24 protein-coding genes and 1 pseudogene are annotated in these 23,378 nt (G+C 60.9%); 13 read left to right on the top strand and 12 right to left on the bottom strand.

Annotated elements, in window-relative coordinates:
- Positions 1-215: 215 nt before the first annotated feature.
- Together dinB and A6U98_RS37485 are read right to left on the bottom strand one after the other, a co-directional pair.
- Complete coding sequence (gene dinB, locus A6U98_RS05460) at positions 216-1,307, bottom strand: DNA polymerase IV (RefSeq protein ID WP_064648699.1); 1,092 nt, start codon at positions 1,305-1,307, stop codon at positions 216-218.
- 6 nt (positions 1,308-1,313) lie between these two features.
- Positions 1,314-1,524: pseudogene (locus A6U98_RS37485) on the bottom strand (hypothetical protein); the annotation flags it as partial.
- Positions 1,525-1,546: 22 nt separating this feature from the next.
- On the opposite strand from A6U98_RS37485, the gene lnt reads away from it, so the two are divergent.
- The 4 genes from lnt (at position 1,547) to A6U98_RS05440 (ending at position 5,847) form a co-directional block, all read left to right on the top strand.
- Positions 1,547-3,151, top strand: coding sequence for an apolipoprotein N-acyltransferase (gene lnt / locus A6U98_RS05455; RefSeq protein ID WP_064648424.1), 1,605 nt, complete (start codon positions 1,547-1,549; stop codon positions 3,149-3,151).
- Between the two features lie 152 nt (positions 3,152-3,303).
- Positions 3,304-3,720 carry a helix-turn-helix domain-containing protein gene (locus A6U98_RS05450; protein ID WP_064648423.1) on the top strand — a complete coding sequence of 139 codons (417 nt, stop codon included), beginning with the start codon at positions 3,304-3,306 and terminating at the stop codon, positions 3,718-3,720.
- Between the two features lie 178 nt (positions 3,721-3,898).
- A complete protein-coding gene (gene metK / locus A6U98_RS05445; protein WP_064648422.1) occupies positions 3,899-5,137 on the top strand; it encodes a methionine adenosyltransferase in 1,239 nt (412 codons plus the stop codon).
- 8 nt (positions 5,138-5,145) lie between these two features.
- Entirely contained in the window at positions 5,146-5,847 is a 702-nt protein-coding gene (locus A6U98_RS05440) for a tRNA (guanosine(46)-N(7))-methyltransferase TrmB (protein ID WP_064648421.1), read from the top strand.
- Positions 5,848-6,047: 200 nt separating this feature from the next.
- Here A6U98_RS05440 and A6U98_RS05435 read toward each other — a convergent pair whose 3' ends face one another.
- A complete protein-coding gene (locus A6U98_RS05435; RefSeq protein WP_348627429.1) occupies positions 6,048-6,458 on the bottom strand; it encodes a hypothetical protein in 411 nt (136 codons plus the stop codon).
- A gap of 351 nt (positions 6,459-6,809) precedes the next feature.
- Between A6U98_RS05435 and A6U98_RS05430 the strand changes: the two genes are divergently transcribed.
- Together A6U98_RS05430 and A6U98_RS35470 are read left to right on the top strand one after the other, a co-directional pair.
- A complete protein-coding gene (locus A6U98_RS05430) occupies positions 6,810-7,076 on the top strand; it encodes a DUF2277 domain-containing protein (protein WP_017995848.1) in 267 nt (88 codons plus the stop codon).
- A 102-nt stretch (positions 7,077-7,178) separates the two neighbouring features.
- Entirely contained in the window at positions 7,179-7,667 is a 489-nt protein-coding gene (locus A6U98_RS35470; protein ID WP_082933845.1) for a GNAT family N-acetyltransferase, read from the top strand.
- 217 nt (positions 7,668-7,884) lie between these two features.
- Here the strand turns inward: A6U98_RS35470 and A6U98_RS05420 are convergent, their stop codons facing one another.
- Positions 7,885-8,142 (bottom strand): DUF1150 family protein, encoded by a 258-nt coding sequence (locus tag A6U98_RS05420; RefSeq protein ID WP_003556039.1) that lies wholly within the window; start codon positions 8,140-8,142, stop codon positions 7,885-7,887.
- A gap of 47 nt (positions 8,143-8,189) precedes the next feature.
- Positions 8,190-8,615, bottom strand: coding sequence for an Hsp20 family protein (locus tag A6U98_RS05415; RefSeq protein WP_003544836.1), 426 nt, complete (start codon positions 8,613-8,615; stop codon positions 8,190-8,192).
- A gap of 280 nt (positions 8,616-8,895) precedes the next feature.
- Here A6U98_RS05415 and A6U98_RS05410 point away from each other — a divergent pair, with 280 nt between their 5' ends.
- Positions 8,896-9,840: a nucleoside hydrolase gene (locus A6U98_RS05410; protein ID WP_064648697.1), complete on the top strand. Its 945-nt coding sequence runs from the start codon at positions 8,896-8,898 to the stop codon at positions 9,838-9,840.
- A 41-nt stretch (positions 9,841-9,881) separates the two neighbouring features.
- On the opposite strand, the gene grpE is transcribed toward A6U98_RS05410, so the two are convergent.
- Positions 9,882-10,514, bottom strand: coding sequence for a nucleotide exchange factor GrpE (grpE, locus tag A6U98_RS05405; protein ID WP_018244488.1), 633 nt, complete (start codon positions 10,512-10,514; stop codon positions 9,882-9,884).
- Between the two features lie 111 nt (positions 10,515-10,625).
- Positions 10,626-11,714, bottom strand: coding sequence for a heat-inducible transcriptional repressor HrcA (gene hrcA, locus A6U98_RS05400; protein WP_003556035.1), 1,089 nt, complete (start codon positions 11,712-11,714; stop codon positions 10,626-10,628).
- A 128-nt stretch (positions 11,715-11,842) separates the two neighbouring features.
- On the opposite strand from hrcA, the gene rph reads away from it, so the two are divergent.
- Genes rph through hemW form a run of 4 tightly spaced genes read left to right on the top strand, consistent with a single transcriptional unit; the run spans position 11,843 to position 14,841 of the window.
- Complete coding sequence (rph, locus tag A6U98_RS05395; RefSeq protein ID WP_011650181.1) at positions 11,843-12,562, top strand: ribonuclease PH; 720 nt, start codon at positions 11,843-11,845, stop codon at positions 12,560-12,562.
- Positions 12,559-12,984, top strand: a complete 426-nt coding sequence (locus A6U98_RS05390) for a VOC family protein (protein ID WP_064648418.1) — start codon at positions 12,559-12,561, stop codon at positions 12,982-12,984. Before rph ends, A6U98_RS05390 begins: the two co-directional genes overlap by 4 nt.
- Positions 12,985-13,629: an RdgB/HAM1 family non-canonical purine NTP pyrophosphatase gene (gene rdgB, locus A6U98_RS05385; RefSeq protein WP_029873925.1), complete on the top strand. Its 645-nt coding sequence runs from the start codon at positions 12,985-12,987 to the stop codon at positions 13,627-13,629.
- A gap of 9 nt (positions 13,630-13,638) precedes the next feature.
- A complete protein-coding gene (gene hemW, locus A6U98_RS05380; protein WP_064648417.1) occupies positions 13,639-14,841 on the top strand; it encodes a radical SAM family heme chaperone HemW in 1,203 nt (400 codons plus the stop codon).
- Between the two features lie 65 nt (positions 14,842-14,906).
- Here the strand turns inward: hemW and A6U98_RS05375 are convergent, their stop codons facing one another.
- From A6U98_RS05375 to mutM, 5 genes are all read right to left on the bottom strand, one after another.
- Positions 14,907-15,989 carry a saccharopine dehydrogenase C-terminal domain-containing protein gene (locus tag A6U98_RS05375; RefSeq protein WP_064648416.1) on the bottom strand — a complete coding sequence of 361 codons (1,083 nt, stop codon included), beginning with the start codon at positions 15,987-15,989 and terminating at the stop codon, positions 14,907-14,909.
- Between the two features lie 137 nt (positions 15,990-16,126).
- On the bottom strand, positions 16,127-17,677 hold the full coding sequence (dnaA, locus tag A6U98_RS05370; RefSeq protein WP_064648415.1) for a chromosomal replication initiator protein DnaA: 1,551 nt from the start codon (positions 17,675-17,677) through the stop codon (positions 16,127-16,129).
- A gap of 855 nt (positions 17,678-18,532) precedes the next feature.
- Entirely contained in the window at positions 18,533-18,811 is a 279-nt protein-coding gene (rpsT, locus tag A6U98_RS05365) for a 30S ribosomal protein S20 (RefSeq protein WP_003544819.1), read from the bottom strand.
- Positions 18,812-19,003: 192 nt separating this feature from the next.
- A complete protein-coding gene (locus tag A6U98_RS05360; protein WP_064648414.1) occupies positions 19,004-19,777 on the bottom strand; it encodes an enoyl-CoA hydratase in 774 nt (257 codons plus the stop codon).
- A gap of 38 nt (positions 19,778-19,815) precedes the next feature.
- Complete coding sequence (gene mutM / locus A6U98_RS05355; protein ID WP_064648413.1) at positions 19,816-20,721, bottom strand: bifunctional DNA-formamidopyrimidine glycosylase/DNA-(apurinic or apyrimidinic site) lyase; 906 nt, start codon at positions 20,719-20,721, stop codon at positions 19,816-19,818.
- 149 nt (positions 20,722-20,870) lie between these two features.
- Between mutM and ubiE the strand changes: the two genes are divergently transcribed.
- Complete coding sequence (gene ubiE, locus A6U98_RS05350; RefSeq protein WP_064648412.1) at positions 20,871-21,647, top strand: bifunctional demethylmenaquinone methyltransferase/2-methoxy-6-polyprenyl-1,4-benzoquinol methylase UbiE; 777 nt, start codon at positions 20,871-20,873, stop codon at positions 21,645-21,647.
- A 62-nt stretch (positions 21,648-21,709) separates the two neighbouring features.
- Complete coding sequence (gene ubiB, locus A6U98_RS05345; protein ID WP_064648411.1) at positions 21,710-23,284, top strand: 2-polyprenylphenol 6-hydroxylase; 1,575 nt, start codon at positions 21,710-21,712, stop codon at positions 23,282-23,284.
- Positions 23,285-23,378 lie beyond the last annotated feature (94 nt).

The following is a 23,378-nucleotide window of genomic DNA, read 5'->3' as shown; positions in this document are numbered from 1 at the left end:
TGACGGCCTACCGTGCTGCAAGTGGCCACAAGCAGAAAGAGCCAAGAACCTTGTCTTCGGTTAGGGCATAAAGGGCTCTTGCCGGGACTCTCGCGCCGATGCCTCGGCAACGCATGGCTCTGGCTCGACAGGTTGGTACCTGAGGAAGAAATCCTGCGGCCCCTCCCGCGGGACAGGCGGCAGTCGAGCGCTCCCTTCCAGCCAATGCTTGGCGTCTAGAGCGCCAGCCGCAACTGCGGCGTCGTGTCAGACCTTTGCCGTTCCAGCGAAGACAGCGACACGCCAAGCAGTCGTATGCCTTTTCGCGGCGGGAAAAGTGGCGCAAGAAGCAGGTCGACCACCTCCTCAAGATCGGTGAGTGCCGGCAGAGGTGCCGGAAGGGTTTTGCTGCGGGTGATCTGGCTGAAGTCGGCATATTTGACCTTGAGCGTCACCGTCTTGGCGCCAATTTCATTGGCCTCGCAATAGCCCCATACCTTTTCGATCAGCGTCTGAAGCCCTTCGCGCGCGGGTTCATAAGAATGGATGTCCGTAGAGAAAGTGTCTTCCGCACCGACGGATTTCCGCACCCGGTTCGGTCTGACCAGACGATTGTCGATGCCGCGGGCGATGCCATAAAAATACGGTCCTGACTTCCCGAAATGTTCGACGAGGAAGTCGAGCGTTCTCGCCTTGAGGTCCGCTCCGGTCTCGATCCCGAGCCGTTGCATCTTCTCGGCAGTCGCCGGCCCGACGCCATGAAACTTCTTGACGGGCAGGCGCTCGACGAAGGCCGGGCCGTTCTTCGGCGTGATGACGAACTGGCCGTCCGGCTTGTTCTGGTCGGATGCCATCTTGGCGAGGAACTTGTTGTAGGAAATGCCGGCCGAGGCGGTGAGCCCGGTGGTTGCTTTGATTTTGGCGCGGATTTCCGCGGCTATCTCGGTGGCGATCTCCATGCCTTTGAGATTTTCAGTGACGTCGAGATAGGCCTCGTCGAGCGACAATGGCTCGATCATCGGCGTGTACTCGGCAAAGACCGTCCTTATCTGCAGCGAGACGGCCTTATAAACATCGAAGCGCGGCTTGACGAAGATTAGGTCCGGGCATTTCCGCTGCGCAGTCACCGAAGGCATGGCGGAATGCACACCGAACTCTCTGGCCTCATAGCTGGCTGCCGCCACCACTCCGCGGGCAGCAGGACTGCCGACGGCAACCGGCAAGCCACGCAGTTCCGGATTGTCACGCTGCTCGACCGATGCGTAGAAGGCGTCCATGTCCACATGCACGATCTTGCGCGGCCGCTCACGGCTCTCTTCACCCGTCATCATCCAGCTTCCATCAGTGAGACCATACCCCAACATGGGAAGTGTGCCCCGCACTTGTCACCCTCGGCCGTCAGCATTCGCTCACAGCCCATGGCTATGCGTCGGCGGGCTTCCGCGAAGCTGATGTTTGCGCCAAAAGCCTGCGCTCATGCGCGCAATGGCGACCCAACTGACGGGACAAAGAGCCGCTTTTTTGAAAGACTGCGAATGGGTTGATTCGCGGTTTGATGGGAGTGCGCATGGAGCGGCTTGCGGACAGGGTTATCCTCGTCTGGGGTTTCAAACGGTCGCTGCTGGCTATCGCCGCCGGGGCATTCGCGGTTCTGGCGCTGCCGCCTATCGGCTTTTTCGCGGCGATGTTCGTTTCCTTCACGCTGCTCGTCTGGCTGATCGACGGGGCGGCGGCTTCGCCTGAAAGCGGCCTGATCGGCAGGCTGTGGCCGGCGTTTGCCACCGGCTGGCTGTTCGGCTTCGGCTATTTCGTCGCCGGCCTCTGGTGGCTCGGCCATGCGCTGCTGGTCGATCAGGAGGAATTCGCCTGGGCGCTACCGCTGGCAATCTTCGGGCTGCCGGCCTGTCTTGCGATCTTCTACGGCCTGGCAGCCGCCCTTGCCCGCATCGTCTGGTCTGATGGCATGGGGCGGATCGCCGCGCTTGCGGCAAGCTTCGGGCTGATGGAATGGCTTCGAAGCGTCATCCTCACCGGCTTTCCCTGGAACGCCATCGGCTACGGCATCATGCCGGTTCCGCTGATGATGCAGTCGGCGCATGTGATCGGGGCGATGGGGGTAACGGCCCTTGCCGTCTTCGTCTTTTCCGCGCCTGCCCTTGCCGGGACGCGGCAAGGGGCACGGACGGGCATCGCGCTCGCCGCCCTCCTCTTTGCCGCCCATCTCGGCTATGGCGCTTACGCTCTCCATCTCGCGCCGCGGCCGGACGCATTACCTGAGGACAAGCGGCCGGTGGTGCGGCTGGTGCAGCCGGCGATCGACCAGACAGAGAAAATGGATAACGACGTCGACCGCGCCGCGATCTTCGAGACGCATCTGAAACTCTCGGCTGAAGCGCCGAAGAATGGCGGGCGCAAGCCCGATATCATCGTCTGGCCGGAAACGTCGATCCCCTTCATCCTGACCGACAATCAGGATGCGCTGACGCGGATTGCCGATACGCTCGACGACAATCAGATCCTGATCGCCGGCGCCGTTCGCGCCGAGGAGATGGGACCAGGCACGCCGCCGCGCTACTATAATTCCATCTACGTGATCGACGGACGCGGCCAGATCATCGCCGCGTCCGACAAGGTGCATCTGGTGCCCTTCGGCGAATATCTGCCCTTCGAGGACGTGCTCACCGAGTTCGGCATCCAGAACGTCGTCGAGATTCCGGGCGGCTTTTCGGCCGCGGCAAGCCGGCACTTGCTGGCGCTGCCCAGCGGGCTCAATCTCTATCCGCTGATCTGCTACGAGATCATTTTTCCCGGCGAAATGACCGGTGACATAAAAGACGCCAACGCGATCCTCAATATCACCAATGATGCCTGGTTCGGCACGACGCCCGGCCCCTACCAGCATTTCCAACAGGCGCGGATACGGGCTGTTGAAACCGGCCTGCCGCTGATTCGCGACGCCAATAGCGGCATTTCAGCGCTGGTGAATGCGCATGGGGAAATTATTGCGGGCCTCGATCTTGGAGAAACCGGCTTCGTCGATGCAACGCTCGATAGCAACGGCGATGGAGTCGGAACGACATTCCCCCGGCAAACATACTTCTGGTTGACCGAGGCGCTGCTGATTTTGATTGCGCTAATTTCTCGCAGAGGTTTTATTTCCGGGTTGAATTGACCAAAAACCCCTAAAATTGCATAGTGATGTCAATCGGCGTTCTTAACGTATGTTTGAAGGTGGGTTCCTCACCGCTTGCAACGTGGCGTTTTGGGATGGATCAGGGGCATGCCGGTTAGAAACAGGTTGAAATTCTTAGCTAGGGCACGACCATGATTGAAAACAAGAAGAAGCCGAATCCGATCGACATCCATGTTGGCAGCCGTATTCGCCTCCGCCGTACGATGCTGGGCATGAGCCAGGAAAAGCTTGGCGAAAGCCTTGGCATCACCTTCCAGCAGATCCAGAAATACGAAAAGGGCACCAACCGCGTCGGCGCAAGCCGCCTGCAGAACATCTCGAACATCCTCAATGTTCCGGTGTCGTTTTTCTTCGAGGACGCGCCCGGCGAACATTCCACCGCCGGCGGCGGCATGGAAGCCTCCAGCTCGAATTACGTCGTCGATTTCCTCTCCTCCTCGGAAGGACTGCAGCTCAATCGCGCCTTCGTCAAGATTTCCGATCCCAAGGTTCGCCGCAAGGTCGTGGAGCTGGTGAAGGCGCTCGCCGCTGAAGCCGACGCCGACTGAACCAAGACCATCACAGAATTCGAAAGGCGGTCGAAAGGCCGCCTTTTTTGCGTTTTTGGGGCAAAATTTGTCACTTTGCCGCAGATATAAAGATATATTTATGTCCTTCTGCGCTTGTCATCGGCCCTCGAACTGAGTACCTACTAGCAGGCTTTTATTCTTTGAGGGGAATCCCGAAATGCGCGCGAATTATCTCTTTACCAGCGAATCTGTTGCCGAAGGTCATCCGGACAAGGTCTGTGACCGCATCTCCGACGAGATCGTCGATCTGGTCTACCGCGAAGCGGCCAAGACCGGCGTCAATCCATGGGGCGTGCGCATTGCCTGCGAAACGCTGGCGACGACCAACCGGGTCGTCATCGCCGGCGAAGTTCGCCTGCCGCCGAGCCTGATGAAGAAGGACAAGGACGGCAAGGACGTCATCAACCCGTCGAAGTTCAAGGCCGCCGCCCGCCGCGCCATCAAGGATATCGGCTACGAGCAGGACGGCTTCCACTGGAAGAAGGCCAAGATCGACGTGCTCTTGCACTCGCAGTCGGCCGACATCGCGCAGGGCGTCGACAGCGCTTCTGACCAGCAGGGCGACGAAGGCGCCGGCGACCAGGGCATCATGTTCGGTTATGCCTGCCGCGAAACGCCGGACCTGATGCCGGCCCCGATCTATTATTCCCACAAGATCCTGCAGCTGCTCGCAATTGCCCGCAAGAAGGGCGACGGCGAAGTCGCCAAGCTCGGCCCCGACGCGAAGAGCCAAGTGACCGTGCGTTACGTCGACGGCAAGCCGTCGGAAGCGACCTCGATCGTGCTTTCGACCCAGCATCTCGACGAGAGCTGGGATTCGAAGAAGGTTCGCGCCGTCGTCGAGCCCTATATCCGCGAAGCGCTCGGCGAATTGAAGATCGCTGACGATTGCAAGTGGTACATCAACCCGACCGGCAAGTTCGTCATCGGTGGACCGGACGGCGATGCGGGCCTCACCGGCCGCAAGATCATCGTCGACACCTACGGCGGTGCCGCTCCGCATGGCGGCGGGGCATTCTCCGGCAAGGACACGACGAAGGTCGACCGTTCGGCCGCCTATGCCGCCCGTTATCTCGCCAAGAACGTCGTCGCCGCCGGCCTTGCCGACCGCTGCACGATCCAGATCTCCTACGCGATCGGCGTTGCCCAGCCGCTGTCGATCTATGTCGACCTGCACGGAACCGGCAAGGTCACCGAGGATCAGATCGAAGCGGCTATCCGCAAGAACATGGACCTTTCGCCGACCGGTATCCGCCGCCATCTCGACCTCAACAAGCCGATCTATGCCAAGACCTCCGCTTACGGCCATTTCGGCCGCAAGGCCGGCCGCGACGGCTCGTTCTCCTGGGAGCGCACCGACCTCGTGAAGGCGCTCAAGGAAAGCGTAAAGGCCTGAGATAAAGCATGACGGATATGGAACGCCGCGGCCGGGCGACCGAAGCCTTCTTCGGTCGTCGCAAGGGCAAGGCCCTGCGCGAACAGCAGGCCGAAACGCTGAACAGTCTCCTGCCGGCATTCCTGATCGATCTTACAGCGGCTCCCCCGGAGCCGCTGACTTCCCTCCTCCCGGTTCCGGTCGAAAGATTACGGCTGGAAATCGGTTTCGGCGGCGGCGAGCATCTGATCCACCGCGCGCTGGAGACGCCGTCGACCGGCTTCATCGGTGTCGAACCCTTCGTCAATTCCATGCAGAAGCTGCTGTCGCGCATCGGCGAGACCGGTGCCTCCAATATCCGCGTCTATAATGACGACGCGACGCAGCTGCTCGACTGGCTGCCGGACCGCTCACTCGATCAGATCGATCTGCTCTATCCCGATCCCTGGCCGAAACGGAAACACTGGAAGCGGCGTTTCGTCTCGAAAACCAATCTCGACCGCTTTCATCGCGTGCTGAAGCCCGGCGGCCTGTTCTGCTTCGCCTCCGACATCGACACCTATGTGAACTGGACGCTGATCAAATGCCGCGGCCATGGCGGTTTCGACTGGATAGCCGACAATGCAACGGATTGGCTGACCCCCTATGAGGGCTGGCCGAGCACACGTTACGAGGCCAAGGCGCGGCGCGAGGGCCGGTCTTCGGCCTATCTGACATTCAAGAAGATCTGAGGCTGCCGGCAAGTCGGCGAACGCGCCCATGATGTTCCTCGGCGCGAGCAATCGCGTGGGACGCTGGCCTGACGGATTTCCGCGCCGAAGGATGGTCTAAAGCGCGGCGCGATCTTTCAGATTCGCTTGCCACGCTTTAGGTCCTTGGTTTCTCGCATCTCGTTGCCGCAAAACCGCTGCACACTTTTGGGCGACATGCTCTAGCTAAGTTTAGCGGCGGTTAGCGCCGATGGGTATACGGTCAGATAGCTGGTTGGAACGCGATCGCTGCCCACCCCTGGGCCTTCCATCTCTGCTGGGTCATAGAACAGACCGTTTTCCGCGTCGTAAAGCATGAAGTGATCCCCCTGAACGTGGACGATGGCGACCCCCTGGATATCGCTCCATCGACTGGTTTTGATCGGGACTTCGATCGACCATCCGATCTCCGCCAACACGCCGCAAAGATCGTTCCAGGTGGTATAATGCGCCGATTTGTCGCCCCAATCGATCATGGCTGCCACATCGTCGTAGCTCATGCCGGTGAGCATCTGCAGGACAAAGACCCCGCATCCATCGTCTCTCGGGCACTGTGTGTGAAATGGAAATCGATTTGGCTGCGACTGGTTCAATGCAAGCTCCTTTCGTCGCCGGCCATGACCAAGCCAGCGCGGAATACACGCACTCGTCTGTAGCATGAAAAGACACCCGTCTCGAACAAATGGCCGCTGTCGGCGGCGCGAGACGTCGCCCCACGGCAGCTTTCCGATCAACAGACGAATTCAGGTTTCAGGTCGATTCGATCTGAATCATCCGGCTTTAAAGCTGACAACGACAACAGACCGAATCAAAGGAGCTGCGCCCTCACTTGTGGCGCGGAGAGTTCCTCCGTTTGACCGGTTGCCATTGGCGCTCACGCGACTATTTTCTGTGCTGGCCGCCCTCCTCTCAAATGGAAGAGAGACAATGACCGGGAGCAAGTCATGTGCCGAAATATAAAACCCCTGTTCAATTTCGATCCGCCAGCGACGGATGAGGAGATCCACGATGCCGCGCTCCAGTTCGTGCGCAAGGTGAGCGGAGCGACCAAACCGTCGAAGCGCAATGAGCTCGCATTCGAGCACGCGGTCAGTTCGATCGCAGCATGCGCCCGCGAGCTGCTCGATTCGTTGGAAACGTCTCAACCTCCTCGTGATCGCGAAGAGGTAGCGGCAAAGGCGCGCGCGAGAACGGCGGTCCGGTTCGCGTAAGAGAGCCCGTCACGCGCAGGACATCTCAATCAAGCCTTCGAGTGGCCTACCTGACGGCTTTCGGCCCATCCTCACCGCCGCACAATCTGCTAGAGTGATCTAATGTTCGCGACCAATCCGTATGAGATTCGCAGAGCAACCCTGGATGATCTTCCTTTACTGAAAGCGTGGCGGTCGAACCCGCATGTCCTGGAATGGTGGGGTTCTGGTGAGCCGTATGGTGAATCAGAACTGGTCGATCCTCGGGTGGCTCGCTGGATCATTTCAATTGACGAACGGCCATTTGCGTTCTTGCAGGACTACACGGTCCACGGATGGGAAGATCACCATTTTGCCGGCCTTCCCAAAGGGTCGCGGGGAATTGATCAATATATCGGAGATCCCGAAATGGTCGGCGTTGGACATGGCTCAGCGTTTATCGGAATGAGGATGCAGGCTCTTTTCAATGAGGGAGCACCTGTGATCGCGACCGATCCGCATCCAGACAATGAACGGGCGATAGCCGTCTATAAGAAGTTGGGTTTCGAACCGTCTGGACCACCCCAGGAGACCGGATGGGGTTTGATCTTACCGATGCTGGCGACGCGGTAAGCAGAATGGATGCAACGGCAGCAAAGTCTGCATAGTTGCCATAACTCTATAAGGCTGGTGCAGTTGCTACCAAATCCTGGAATTTTCAACGTCATCGCACATAAGGCGTCGAAAGAAGGCGACGCGCATATGTCGCGACATCCGTCCCGACCGCAGCTAAATCAAATAGAACGACCGCACACCGCAAGCAGTGAAGTGCGACAGACGGTCCTGACGGTCAGTGCAGGCTGACCGTCTTCAATTCGTCCTCGGCAGCCTTAAAGAAGGTGCTGGAACGGTTGTCCGTCAGCAGGATCGGCGTGCCGTCGGCGCCGAAGAGTGCCCAGAGATCGACGGTCGGATCAATATCCGGCGCCTCGGGAAAGCACTTGGCGACCTCATCGGTGCGCATTTTTCTGATATAGGCGACCTCGCCGTTGCCGATGTGGGCAAGCTCGGATTTGGTCAAGTGAGACGTGGCTTCTTTCATCAACATTCCTGTTCCTCCGGGAGAAGGGACCAACGGTTCGACAAACCGTTGTGCTACTGTGAGACCGAAATGTTAATTTTCTTGACCATGCGCGCGGGTTCCGGACGAATTAGATCCACGGAGAGCAGACCGTTTTTCAGGCCGGCGCCGAGCACCTGCATGCCGTCGGCAAGAACGAAAGTACGCTGGAACTGACGGGCGGCGATGCCGCGATAAAGATAGTCCCGCTCGCCCTGTTCGACCTGGCGGCCGCGGATCACGAGCTGGTTCTCCTCAATGGAGACATCGAGTTCCTCCTCGCTGAAGCCGGCGACGGCAAGGGTGATGCGCAGACGTTCCGGCGCGCCGGTGTCGGCGGCAATGCGTTCGATATTATAAGGCGGGTATCCGTCGCTCGCCTTGGAAATGCGCTCCAGCGTCTTTTCCATGGCATCGAAGCCCAGAAGCAGCGGGCTGGCGAAAGGGGTAATGCGGCTCATCTCGTTTCAAGTCCTTGATGCAAGCGACCATCCCGGACCTTAACGGCAGCATCCGGATGCCGCTAATATGGGGAGAGCAGCCCGGCGCTGCAAGGCATGGGATGCGACGTGGCGGCGTCACCCTTTCAATTTAAAGGTGGCGGCACTCGGCTCTTTCCTTGACAAAGCGGCGGCTGCCTCGCATCAAAACGTGCCGGCGCGGATTGTGCTGATTTGTGACGGGACGTGAAGAAATCGGTGCATGCCCGATAACACGCAGTGCGAGGATGGAACGATCGGAATGGCAAGCGCAAGAAAGATCATCATCGACACGGATCCCGGCCAGGACGACGCGGCCGCCATCATGCTTGCCTTCGGCAGCCCTGATGAGCTGGAGGTGCTGGGGATCACCACGGTCGCCGGCAATGTGCCGCTTTTGCTCACCAGCCGCAATGCGCGCATCGTCTGCGAGCTCTGCGGCCGGACGGAGACGAAGGTTTTTGCCGGCGCCGACGCGCCGATCGCCCGCAAGCTGGTAACCGCCGAACATGTGCATGGCAAAACCGGGCTCGACGGTCCGGAACTCAGCGAACCGACGATGGCGCTGCAGCCCGGCCATGCCGTCGACTTCATCATCGAGACGCTGCGCCGCGAGCCGGAAGGCACGGTGACGCTGTGTGCGCTCGGGCCGCTTACCAATATCGGCATGGCCTTCCAGAAGGCGCCCGACATTATCCCCCGCATCCGCGAACTGGTGATGATGGGCGGCGGCTTCTTCGAGGGCGGCAACATCACGCCGGCGGCCGAATTCAACATCTATGTCGATCCCGAGGCCGCCGATATCGTCTTTCGCTCGGGCGTTCCGATCGTGATGATGCCGCTTGACGTGACGCACCAGTTGCTGACCCGCAAGGACCGGGTGAAGCGCATGGCCGAGATCGGCTCGGCGCCGGCAAAGGCCATGGTCGAGATGCTGGAATTCTTTGAGCGCTTCGACATCGAGAAATACGGTTCCGACGGCGGGCCGCTGCATGACCCGACCGTTGTCGCCTACCTGCTGAAGCCGGAGCTTTTCAAGGGCCGGGACTGTAATGTCGAGATCGAGGTCGAGTCCGAACTTACCGTCGGCATGACGGTCGTCGACTGGTGGCACGTGACCGAGCGCAGGCGCAATGCCAAGGTCATGCGCTATGTCGATGCGGACGGCTTCTTCGATCTACTGATCGAACGCTTCGCCCGCATCTGATCCTTTAATTTTCCTTCTGCATCAGGCAGGAGGAAGGGATATCAGGCGTCCTTCTCGTCGAAGACGGAGTTGGTTTCGGCTTCGGCCGGCTTCGGGCCGCCCTTGGCGACGCCGACCATGGCCGGGCGCAGCACGCGCTCGCCAATGGTGAAGCCTGCCTGCACGACCTGAACGACCGTGTTGTTCGGCACGTCCGGGTTCGGCACCTCGAACATTGCCTGATGGAAATTCGGATCGAACTTCTGGCCAACCGGCTCCAGCTTGCGAACGCCGTGGCGCTCGAGAGCCGACAGCATGGCGCGCTCGGTCATTTCGACACCCTCGATCAGCGTGCTCAGGCCGGCATCGGCCGCAGCCTTGGTCTCCGGAGAGATGGCATCAAGCGCGCGGCGCAGATTATCGGACACGGCGAGCATGTCGCGCGCGAAACCCGCGACGGAATAGGATTTGGCATCCTTCACCTCGCGCTCGGTGCGTCGGCGCAGATTGTCCATCTCGGCAGCAAGGCGCAGATAACGGTCGCGCAGTTCGCCGTTTTCGGCTTTCAGAAGCTCGATCGGGTCCGGCTGGGCGGGCTCTTGCTGCGCAGTTTCGTTCTCGACGTAGGCGGCAGCGTCGGCTGCGGCGTCGGCCGCAGTTGCGTCAGGTCCGTTTTTCGTCGTGTCATCGGTCATGACGGTCTCCGGTTGGTGTCTTCAGATGCGCCCGATATCGAGGTTTGACCGAAAAAAATCAAGTCTGCGTGACAAAGAAGCGAAAATTCCGCGTGACTGATAGCTGCTGCGTCAAAGCTGATTACGCGAAAGGCGGGAGACGAGCTGGGCCGTATAGTCCACCATCGGCACAATGCGGGAATAATTGAGCCGCGTCGGGCCGATGACGCCGACGGCACCGACGATGCGATCGTCGTCGTCACGATAGGGCGCGACGATGAGCGACGAGCCAGATAGCGAGAAGAGCTTGTTTTCCGAACCGATGAATATACGCACGCCCGAACCGCTTTCGGCGAGATTGAGGATCTCGATCAGGCTGTCCTTCTTCTCGAGATCGTCGAACAGCAGGCGCAACCGGTCGAGATCCTCGGCGCCGGCCAGGCCCTCGAGCAGGTTGGCGCGGCCGCGGATGATCAGCTGCGTCGGCTTTCCCTCGTCCGGGCTGCCGGCCCAGACAGCGATGCCGCGCTCGACCAGATCGCGCGACAGGGCATCGAGTTCGTGACGGACGTCGTCCTTCAACCGGCTTAATTGCTTGCGAAGCTCCGGCAGGGTCTGGCCGGACATATGGGCATTGAGGAAATTTGCCGCCTCGGTCAGCTGCGAGGAAGTGACGCCAGCCGGCAGCTCGATGATGCGGTTTTCCACCTGATCATGATCGCCGACGAGCACGGCCAGCGCCTTTGTCGGTTCGAGCCGGATGAATTCGACATGTTTCAGCACCGGATCGCTTTTCGAGGTGATGACGAGGCCGGCGCCGCGCGAAATGCCGGAGAGCATGCGGCTTGCCTCGTTCATCATCGATTCGACAGGATTGCCGCCGCTTTCGGCCCGCACCTGGCGATCGATGTTGGCGCGCTCCTCGGCGGAGAGATCGCCGACCTGCATGAAGGCATCGACGAAGAAGCGCAGGCCGATCTGGGTCGGCAGCCTGCCGGCGCTGACATGCGGCGAATAGATCAGGCCGAGCTCTTCGAGATCGCTCATGACGTTGCGCACCGAGGCCGGCGACAGCGACATCGGCAGGATACGGGACAGGTTGCGCGAACCGAGCGGCTCGCCGCTTTCCAGGTAACCTTCGACGATGCGACGAAAAATTTCCCTGGAGCGCTCGTCCAGCGCAGCTACGGCATCCGAAACCGACGTCGACCTGATGCCCATGAAGCTTTCGAACCCGCGCTGATGATACTTCCCGAAAAGTAAGTCAAACTAACCCCCGTGGCAAAAGGGAATTTGCAAATGGGCGCCGCCAATCGTAGAAGCGGTCAAATAAACCCCAGGAGATAAGAATGCGGCCTTCAGGCAGAAAAATCGACCAGATGCGCAAGGTCTCGTTCGAGCGCAATTTTTCCAAGCATGCGGAAGGCTCCTGCCTGGTGAAGTTCGGCGATACGCACGTGCTCTGCACGGCGAGCCTCGAAGAAAAGACGCCGCCATGGCTGCGCAATACCGGCAAGGGCTGGGTCACGGCCGAATACGGCATGCTGCCGCGGGCGACCGGCGAACGCATGAAGCGCGAGGCCGCCGCCGGCAAGCAGGGCGGCCGCACTCAGGAAATCCAACGGCTGATCGGCCGGTCGCTGCGCGCCGTCGTCGACCTGCAGGCGCTCGGCGAACGGCAGATCACGCTCGATTGTGACGTCATCCAGGCCGATGGCGGCACGCGGACAGCCTCGATCACCGGCGGTTGGATCGCGCTTTACGACTGCCTGAAATGGATGGAAAGCCGCAACATGATCAAGGTCGACCGGGTCCTGAAGGATCATGTCGCCGCCATCTCCTGCGGCATCTTCGCCAGCCAGCCGGTAATCGATCTCGATTACCTCGAGGATTCCTCGGCCGAGACCGATGCAAACTTCGTCATGACGGGCACCGGCGGGATCGTCGAGATCCAGGGCACGGCCGAAGGCACGCCGTTCAGCGAAGGCGAATTCACCTCGCTGATGCAGCTTGCCAGAAACGGCATCGGCGAACTCGTGGCGCTTCAGAAGCAAGCCGTCGAAGGATGAACCCCATGCTGGAAGGCATGTTGGAAACGGCGCTCTATGCGCGGGATCTCGATAAGGCCGAGACGTTCTACGAAGACGTTCTCGGACTTGAAAAGATCGCCCGCGCCGCCAACCGGCATGTCTTCTTCCGCTGCGGGCCGGGCGTTCTGTTGATCTTCAATCCCGAGGAAACGGTAAAGCCGCCGGCGCCTGAAGCACTGCAGGTGCCGCCGCATGGCACGAGCGGCCAAGGCCATGCCTGTTTCCGGGTGTCCGGACGCAATATCGATGCCATGGCCGAACGGCTGACGGCGGCGGGTGTCGCGATCGAATCCGAGGTGCGCTGGCCGAACGGCGGCCGCTCGATCTATTTCCGCGATCCTGATGGCAACAGCCTGGAATGCGCGGAGGCTAAAATCTGGGGCATCGAACAGGACATCTGAATGCGCAAGCTTGAAACGAAGACCATCGTCGTCGCCAGCCACAATGCCGGCAAGATCCGCGAGATCCAGGAATTGATCGGGCCGCTCGGCTTCACCGCCAAATCGGCCGCCGAGCTGAACTTCGTCGAACCGGATGAGACCGGCACGAGTTTCGAGGAGAATGCGACGATCAAGGCAATCGCCTCGGCCAATGCCGCCGGCATGCCGGCGCTGTCGGACGATTCCGGGCTGGTGGTCGACGCGCTTGGTGGCGATCCCGGTGTCTACACCGCCAATTGGGCGGAAAGGGCCGACGGCACGCGCGATTTCGACATGGCGATGGCCAAGGTGGAAAAGGCTCTGCAGGATGCGGGCGCGACAAAGCCGGAGCAGCGCACGGCGCGGTTCATCAGCGTGCTCTGCCTTGCCTGGCCGGATGGGCACACGGAGCTGTTCCGCGGCGAGGTCGAAGGCAGCGTCGTCTGGCCGCCACGCGGCACGCAGGGCTTCGGCTACGATCCGGTCTTCCAGCCCGAGGGCTACGACATCACCTTCGGCGAAATGAGCGGCGAGGAAAAACACGGCTGGAACGTCGGCAAGCCGCAAGCGCTGTCGCACCGGGCCCGCGCCTTCAAACTCTTTGTCGAAACCTGCCTGGAGGCATAAGGTCGGTCCGTGGACAATCTCGACACGCCAAGCACCTCGCGCGACGCGGCTCTGCTGCCCGATACCGGCGAGCCGGGCTTCGGCGTCTATGTGCATTGGCCCTTCTGCGCGGCGAAGTGTCCCTATTGCGACTTCAACAGCCATGTGCGCCACCAGCCGGTGGATCAGGAGCGCTTTACATCGGCCTTCCTGAAGGAGATGGCGACGGTCCGGACGATGAGCGGGCCGAAGACGGTGACGAGCATCTTCCTCGGCGGCGGCACGCCCTCGCTGATGAAGCCGGAAACGGTCTCGGCCATTCTCGATGGCATTGCGCGGCACTGGCATGTGCCTGATGGCATCGAGATCACCATGGAGGCCAATCCTTCGAGCGTCGAGGCCGAACGCTTCCGCGGCTACCGCGCGGCCGGCGTCAATCGCGTCTCGCTCGGCGTGCAGGCGCTGAATGACCGGGATCTGAAATTCCTCGGCCGGCTGCATGATGTCGCCGACGCGCTGAAGGCGATAAGGCTGGCGCGCGACATCTTTCCGCGCATGTCCTTCGACCTGATCTATGCCCGGCCCGACCAGACGGTCGAGGAATGGGAAAAGGAACTGAAGGAGGCGATCTCCTATGCGGTCGACCATCTTTCGCTCTATCAGCTGACCATCGAAGAAGGCACGCCCTTCTACGGCCTGCACAAGGCCGGCAAGCTGATCGTGCCTGACGGCGAGCAATCGGCATTGCTCTACGAGGCGACGCAGGAGATCACGGCGCGCGAGGGCATGCCGGCCTATGAGGTTTCCAATCATGCCCGGCCGGGGGCCGAAAGCCGGCATAACCTGACCTACTGGCGCTACGGCGATTATGCCGGCATCGGCCCGGGCGCCCACGGCCGGCTGACGCGTGGCCCGGAGAAGCTCGCGACGGCGACCGAGCGCAAGCCGGAAACCTGGCTCGATATGGTCGAGCGTGACGGGCACGGCATTCTCGACGAGGAGCGGCTCGGCTTCGAGGAGCAGTCCGACGAACTGCTGCTGATGGGACTGCGGCTGAGAGAAGGCGTCGATCTCGCCCGCTGGCAGCAGCTTTCGGGCCGTGACCTCGACCCGAAACGCGAGGAATTCCTGCTCGAACACAAATTCATCGAGCGGATCGGCAATTCACGCCTGCGCTGCACGCCATCAGGCATGCTGATTCTCGATTCCGTCGTCGCCGATCTCGCCTGCTGACACCCATACGGTGCGTGGATTTGCAGCGGCGGCATTGACATCACCGCCGCGCAAGAAGGCATGTCTCAGCCGTGGCTGGTGGCACCCGCCTTGAAGAGGCTGCCGGTCGGTGTCTTCAAAAACATCTCCAGCGGAATATGCTCCTGGTGCAGGAAGCCGGTTGCCGGCAGCAGGCCGTCGCGGACCATCTCGATGACGGCGACGACGGAAGCTGACGTCGTCCAGGCGATCGCCGTGCGGCGCGCCCCGGCAATCTCGATCGGGTAATAGGCGCGCACGAACTCCTTGCGGCGCAGGCCGCCATTCTCGGTGCCTTCGGCGGCGACATGGACATAGACGACATCGTCTTCAACCGGCGGCTTGGCATTGGTCAGGATCTCGCCGGCGAGCTTGCGCTTGTCGCGCATCAACAGCTCGTGGAAGAAGAAGTTCATCAGCTCCATATGGCCGGGATAACGCATGGTCTTGTAATCGAGATTGTCGATCTTGCCGAGCATGGTGTCGCACATGGTGCCAAGGCCGCCCGACGTCGTGAAGGCTTCGAGCTTGACGCCGCCGACATAGACGGTCTCGTGCCATTCCATCGGGGAGACGAGCTTGCGCACACCGCCCTCGATGACCTCGCAGTCGTTCAGATATTCGTTGACGACGCCCTCGGGCGACCAGTTGAAGGCGTAGCCGAGCAGTCCGGTCGGATGCTGCGGCAGGGCGCCGACGCGCATGCGGATCGAACGGCAGCGATCGAAGCCGTCGGCCAGGCTTGCGCCGACGATGCCGACGAAACCCGGCGCCAGGCCACATTGCGGCGCCATCAGGCCGCGGGCCGTCTTCGACAGTTCGATGATGAAATTGGTGGTCGGAACGTCTTCGGTCAGATCGAAATAATGGATGCCGGCGAGATGGGCGGCGCGCGCCAGCTCGATGTTCAAATGATAGGGCAGGCAGGAGAGCACAGCCTCGACATTCGAGAGCAGTTCGCCGATCACCTGGGGGTCGGAGATATCGCCGGTGCGGCACTTGAAGGGGACGTCGCTCAGCGGCAATTGCGCGTCGACGCCGATGACCTCGAAGCCGCCTTCATGCAACAGCGTCGCCGCCAGCCGTCCGACCTTACCCAGGCCGAGAACGGCGATCTTTTCGAAACTCATTCATTCCTCCCACGCGCCGTTTTGGCGCTTCAGTCTTTGACATGCACGTCATGCGCGGGAGGTATAGAATAAAAAACTTATAAAAGAAAACGGCCGGAATCGCTTCCGGCCGTCGATTTTTCGGGAAAACTAGTCGATTATTCGTTGATCAGGCGCTTCAGAAGCTCGACTTCGTGCGAAAGCTTGGTGTCTCCCGAAATCAGCTCCTCGATCTTGCGCACGGCGTGCAGCACGGTCGTGTGATCGCGCCCGCCGAAACGGCGGCCGATCTCCGGGAAGGAGCGCGGCGTCAGCGTCTTCGACAGATACATGGCGATCTGGCGCGGCTTGACGATGACGCGAGTGCGGCGGTTCGACACAAGTTCCTGACGCGAGACGTTGTAGTGCCTTGCGACGATGCGCTGGATATCCTCGATGCGCACACGGCGGGGCTCGCCGGAGCCGACCAGATGGGCGAGCAGTTCGTCGACGCGTTCGATCGACAGGTTCGGCTCGAAGGAGCGGCGGAAGACCAGCTGGTTGAAGGCGCCCTCGAGTTCGCGGCCGCTGGCCGTGACGTTGCGAGCAACGTGCTGGAGCAGTTCGGCCGGAATTTCAAGCGACGGATCCTCGAGCCGGGCGACAGCAAGGCGACGCTTGAGGATTTCGAGACGCATCTCGTAATCCGGCGCATCGAGTTCGATCGCCACACCGCCCTGCAGGCGCGAGCGAACGCGGGGATCGAGCGACTCCAGCTCCCAAGGCGCACGGTCGGCGGCAACGACGACCTGCTTGGCACTGTCGAGCAGCATGTTCAGGAGATGGCAGAATTCATGCTGGATCATCTTGCCCTGCAGGAACTGCATGTCGTCGATGATCAAGAGATCGATGTTGCGCAGCGAATCCTTCAGCGTCAGCGCATCATTGTCGCGGATCGCGGTGGCGAAGCGCCACATGAAATATTCGGCCGTCAGATAGACGACGCGCAGAGCCCGTGGATTTTGCACCGCCGCATTGGCGACCGCCTGCAGCAGGTGGGTCTTGCCGAGACCGACGGTCGAATGAATGAAGAGCGGATTGAAGCGCACGGCGCCCTGACCAGCTTCCGCGATCGTCTTCGCAGCCGCAAGCGCGACCCGGTTCGAGCTACCTTCGACGAAGGTGTCGAAGGTAAAGCGGGAGTCAAGCGGCGAACCGAAGAGCGGCGAGCCAAAGCTGGCGGGCCTTGCGGCGGCAACAGCCGAAACCGCCTGCTGGACGGCCTGACCGGCCGGCTGCGCGCTTGTCGGGCGGCGCATCTGCGTGGGGGCGGCTGGTTCCGGCGCGACCGCCTCATCGAGCGCCTTCGTGCCGTGGCGCGTCGCCGTACGCACCAGGACTTCGATTTTCAGAATTTCAGGATCTTCGGCCTGGAACAGACCGGTGATGAGATCGAGATAACGATTGTTGATCCAAGACTTCAGGAAGGTCGTGGGGACCGAAAGGCGAACGACGCTCTTCGATACCGAATGCAGCTTCAGCCTGGCGAACCAGCTGGCGTAGACATCCTGACCGACCTGAGCCTTCAAGCGCGCACTGACGCGCTCAAACAATACGTTCTGCTTCATATCCGCCTTTACTTCCGCCGATTCCAGGCGAATTGAGCCGAACGCCTGCGGTGCCGCATCCCCATTGTCGAGCCCGCCCGTCGTCATCGTATTCATCTGCATAATGCCGCCTTTCAATTCCACCGGGCGGCATCCGCTAAAACGGCCGCCCGATCATTCCCCGCTTTGGCGGGCTGACGGATCCTCATGAGCCGCTCGCCTGCCGGTTCACTCAAACACTGCCCCCGAAGGGACCGGCACAGAATTCCGTTGCCGGTGCCGTGTTCATGCGGCAACCTTCATCGGCTTTCCGTGCCAAGCTGGCGGTCGAACCTCGTTTTCGGCCGACCAGCCCGAACGCAATATTACTTTACCTTCTCCGGTGGCCTCGCCTTAAACGTGTAGCCACTGAAGGCACAAAACATCCCCGCTCCGTAACAGCCACGTTACGGTTCAAATCCGTCGAGTGCTTGAAAAAACGGAAGCGCAATGCTCCGTAACAAACGGCACAAACTTATCGCCCTGCCGACGTGGCAGTTAAGACCGAGCCTCTGCAGGTGATGTCCGCGCCCTTTGTTGAAAGCCATTTAGGCAGGATCAAAAGGCAATATCAACGATGAATTTTACGCAAAATTAAGAAGCGGGCATTGACTCCGCCTGCCCTTTTCGGGCGTCACACCAGCGTCAAAAAAGAATCGCAGTTGAATCAAAGAGATTCCCCCGTTCGGGCTATTTTGACACGCATTGAAAGAAAAAAAATAAAATCCTCTTGACTCGCCTGTGGTCCCGGAAGCTCGGGGCAGAGTCGCGCGGCGTGAAAGCATCCTTGCGCAAGCTATTGTTTTTTAACGATTTTTCCTGTCATGGCGCTGACACGAAACAGTCGTCGGATTAACCATGCAGGGGCTGATCGATGGAATCGAAAAAGCCCGGTAAAATTACCGGGCTAATCATAAAGAAGAAGTCGTTAATGGAAGATTACGCGGTCGTGGTGACCGAAAGAGCCTTCACACGAGCGGCCAGACGCGAGACCTTGCGCGATGCCGTGTTGGAATGCAGCACGCCCTTGCTGGCGGCGCGGGCAAGCTCGGGCTGAGCAGCCAGGAAAGCTTCCTTCGCCTTGGCGGCGTCACCGGATGCGATGGCCTCTTCGACCTGGCGAACGAAAGTGCGAACGCGCGAGCGACGAGCCTTATTGACGTCGGTACGGCGGGCGATCTTGCGGGTCGCTTTTTTCGCCGAAGTTGTATTGGCCATGGATGCCTCTCTCAAGAATTCGAACAAACTCCGCCATTACCGCGGGCCCTGCGGCCACAAAATCCAGCAATGCGGGAGCAATCGCGGAAAACCAAACCGGCTTTCCGAACCGTGGGCGGGCATATAACTCTAAAGCCGGCCCACGTCAACGCGGATTTTCAAGCTTTACCACCGGCAAGCGCCTAAAAGCATTCAACGGTGCGTAAAAGCCGGTTTGCGCTTCTCGACGAAGGCCGCCATGCCTTCTTTCTGGTCGTCTGTGGCAAAGAGACTGTGAAACAGGCGGCGCTCGAAACGCAAGCCCTCCTCCAACGTCGTCTCGAATGCGCGGTTGACCGCCTCCTTGGCCATCATCACCGAGGGACGCGAAAGCGAAGCGATCTTTTCGGCCGCGGCAAAAGCCTCGTCGAGCAGACGTTCGGGCGCCACCACACGCGAAACGAGTCCCGATCGTTCGGCTTCCGCCGCATCCATCATGCGGCCGGTCAGAATGAGATCCATCGCCTTCGCCTTGCCGACGGCGCGCGTCAGCCGCTGCGAGCCGCCCATGCCGGGAATGACGCCCAGGGTGATTTCCGGCTGGCCGAACTTCGCCGTCTCCGAGGCAATGATGAAATCGCACATCATGGCGAGTTCGCAGCCGCCGCCGAGCGCAAAGCCGCTGACGGCGGCGATCACCGGCTTGCGCGCCTTGGCGACCTCATCCCAGCCGCTGATGAAATCACTCTTATAGATATCGGCGAACTGGAGCGGCTGCATCTCCTTGATATCGGCGCCGGCAGCAAAGGCGCGCTCGGAACCGGTCAGCACGATCGCCCCGACCGTCTCGTCGGCGTGGAAGGCGGCATAGGCCTCTTTCAGCTCCTTCAGGACGGTGGAGTTCAGCGCGTTCAGTGCCTGCGGGCGGTTCAGCGTGACGAGGCCGACATTGCCTCGGGTTTCGACGATCAAGGTCTCATAGGCCATGCTGTTCTCCCGGTTTCTCACTCTTACTTCTGGCAGGCTTACTTCTGGCAGGTGGCACAATAGAAGGTGGAGCGACCCGCCTGGACGATGCGGGCGACCGTACCGCCGCAGCCGGGCGTGCGGCAAGCCTGACTTTCACGATCATAGACGGAGAAGGAATGCTGGAAATAGCCGAGCGATCCGTCGGTCTGGATATGGTCGCGCAGCGACGATCCGCCGGCGGCGATCGCATCGGCGATGACGTCGCGGATCGAGGCGACGAGCAGACCGAGCTGCGCTTTCGGCCGGCCAGTCGCCGTTACTAGCGTACCGGCGGCGCGGATCGGCGAAAGATGCGCGCGCCACAGCGCCTCGCAGACATATATATTGCCAAGGCCGGCAATGTTCTTCTGGTCGAGCAGCGCGCTCTTCAGCGGCTGCGCCTTGTCCCGAAAGCGTTCGGCCAGATAGGCGGCGCCAAGCTCGTTGCCCGTCGGCTCCGGGCCGAGATCGCGGAAGAAGGGATGGGCGGCGAGATCGGCACGTCCCACCATATCCATGAAGCCGAAACGGCGCGGATCATTGTAGACGACGCGGCGTGGGCCGCTTGCGGCTTGCAGATGGAAGACGACGTGATCGTGCTTCTCGTCCTTCGAGCGGGCATGGTGGAATTCGCCCGGCACGCCGGAGGCGGCACCCTCCTCGATGCGGCCCTCCTCGATGCGAAACGAACCGGACATGCCGAGATGGGAGATAAGCGTGTTGCCGTCGTCGAGATCGACCAGCAGATATTTGGCGCGGCGGCCAAGGCTGACGATGGTGCGACCGGAAACCCTGTCCGCGAAAGCGTCTGGAAAGGGGAAGCGCAGATCGCCGCGGCGCAGCTCCAGCCTGGTGATGCGCGTGCCCTCCATCGCCGGCGTCAGGCCGCGTTTCACCGTTTCGACTTCTGGCAATTCCGGCATCTTAACCCATCTATCTGTAACGTGTTTCAACCGACGACGATGTGCGCTATAGCGCCAGTGTGCCGCGGAAAACGCGGCCCATAGATAACGTCGCGCGCGGTCTTTCGCTATGGCCGTCGCGCCCGAATCTTCAGGAACGGAGCAGTCTGATGTCAGAAAGCCGCACTTCCGCCGATGGCGGCATGGAGACCTCCTACGGCTTCCGCGAGGTGCCTGATGGTGAGAAGCAGAGCCTGGTCAACCAGGTGTTCCACAAGGTCGCCAAGCGCTACGACATCATGAACGACGTCATGTCGATGGGCATGCACCGCGCCTGGAAGGATGCGATGATCTCGGCGCTCAATCCGCGCAAGGAGCCGGGCTACAAGGTGCTCGACGTCGCCGGCGGCACGGGCGATATCGCCTTCCGCATCGTCGAGGCGTCAAGCAGACAGGCCCATGCCACCGTGCTCGACATCAACGGCTCGATGCTCGGCGTCGGTGCCGAGCGGGCGGAAAAGAAGAAGCTTTCCGGCAATCTCACCTTCGTCGAGGCGAATGCCGAGGAACTGCCTTTCGAGGCAGGCAGCTTCGATGCCTATACGATCGCCTTCGGTATCCGCAACGTGCCGAGGATCGACGTAGCGCTGTCGGAGGCCTATCGCGTGTTGAAGCGCGGCGGACGGCTGCTGGTGCTGGAATTTTCCGAAGTCGATATGCCGCTTCTCGACAAGATCTATGACGCCTGGTCGTTCAACGCCATTCCGCAATTCGGCAAGGCGATTACCGGCGATGCGGAACCCTACCAATATCTGGTGGAATCGATCCGCAAGTTCCCGAACCAGGAGAATTTCGCGGCAATGATCCGCCAGGCCGGCTTTTCGCGCGTCACCTTCACCAATTATACCGGCGGCATCGCCGCACTCCATTCCGGCTGGAAGCTCTGACGCATGACGCCGAAAAGTGTAGAGCGGTTTTCGAATAGCGTCGCGCGAGAATCAAACAGAACATGAGTACTTTCGGCGCATATTTCCGCCTTTGGCGCGTCGGCTGGGTGCTCGTGCGTGAGGGTGTCGTGTCAGCTCTCCCTTCCGAAGGGCTGCCGCCTCCGGTCGCACTCGCCAAATCCTTCGTCACGATTTTCGAGCGAAGCAAGGCGCGGCATCAGAAGCGCAGCGACCGGTTGGCCCAGGCGGTCGAGCGGCTCGGTCCCTCCTATGTGAAGATCGGGCAGTTCCTGGCGACGCGGCCGGATGTCGTCGGCGTCGAATTCGCCAATGACCTGTCGCAGCTTCAGGACCGCATGGCCTTCTTTCCCTCGGCGGCCGCCAAGGCCAATATCGAAGGCTCGCTCGGGCGGCCGATCGGCGAACTCTATGCAAGCTTCGGCGATCCGATCGCCGCCGCCTCGATCGCGCAGGTGCATCCGGCCGAGGTCGATAGTGCCGAGGGCCGGAAAAAGGTCGCCGTCAAGATCGTCCGGCCCGGTGTGCGCCAGCGTTTTGCCCATGACATCGAGGCGATGTATCTCGTTGCCCATATGCAGGAGCGTTTCATGCCGTCCAGCCGGCGGTTGCGGCCGGTCGAGGTCACGAAGACGCTGGAACAGACCACCAAGGTGGAGATGGATCTTCGCCTGGAGGCGGCAGCCCTCTCCGAGATCGCCGAGAATACCGAAAAGGACCCGGGTTTCCGCGTGCCGAAGGTCGACTGGGAACGCACCGGGCGCGACGTCATCACCATGGAGTGGATCGACGGCACCAGGATGTCCGATGTCGACGGCCTGCGCGCGGCGGGCCACGATCTCAACCTGCTTGCCGATACGCTGATCCAGTCTTTCCTGCGCCACACGCTACGCGACGGCTTCTTCCATGCCGACATGCATCCGGGCAATCTCTTCGTCGACGCTGACGGGATGATCGTCGCCGTCGACATGGGCATCGTCGGGCGGCTGGGCAAGAAGGAGCGGCGGTTCCTCGCCGAAATCCTCTATGGCTTCATCACCCGCGACTATATCCGCGTCGCCGAGGTGCATTTCGAGGCCGGCTATGTGCCCGGCCACCACAATGTCGAGAGCTTCGCCCAGGCGATCCGGGCGATCGGCGAGCCGATCCATGGGCAGCCGGCCGAGACGATCTCGATGGGCAAGCTGCTGACGCTGCTGTTCGAAGTGACCGAACTCTTCGACATGGCGACGCGGCCGGAGCTGGTGATGCTGCAGAAGACCATGGTCGTGGTCGAGGGTGTGTCGCGCATGCTCAATCCGCGCTTCAACATGTGGAAGGCCTCCGAGCCTGTCGTCGGCGACTGGATCCGTACCAATCTCGGTCCGAAGCGGATCGCCACCGATCTCAAGGACGGGCTGAAGGCGGCAGTCAAGCTCGCGGAAGCCGTGCCGGAAATCGCGGCGAAGACCGAAAAATTCCACCATCAGCTGCTGCATATGAGCGAGCACGGCTTACGTTTCGACGCTGAGACGGCGGAGGCGATCGGCAAGGCCGAAGCGCGGCACAACCGCTCGGCCAAGATTGCGCTGTGGATCATCGCATTGACGCTTGTCTATATTGCCTGGATGCTGAGCTGATCCGCCTGCCAAAAACATGCTGTGTTCGGCATTTGGGATATCCCATGTGACGGAGGGCTCGCTTAGTCTCGTCTTCAAAGCATGATGCCGAAAG

This window comes from Rhizobium sp. WYCCWR10014 (assembly GCF_001657485.1).
Classification (GTDB): Bacteria; Pseudomonadota; Alphaproteobacteria; order Rhizobiales; family Rhizobiaceae; genus Rhizobium.
This window is presented reverse-complemented; position numbering and strand designations above follow the sequence as displayed.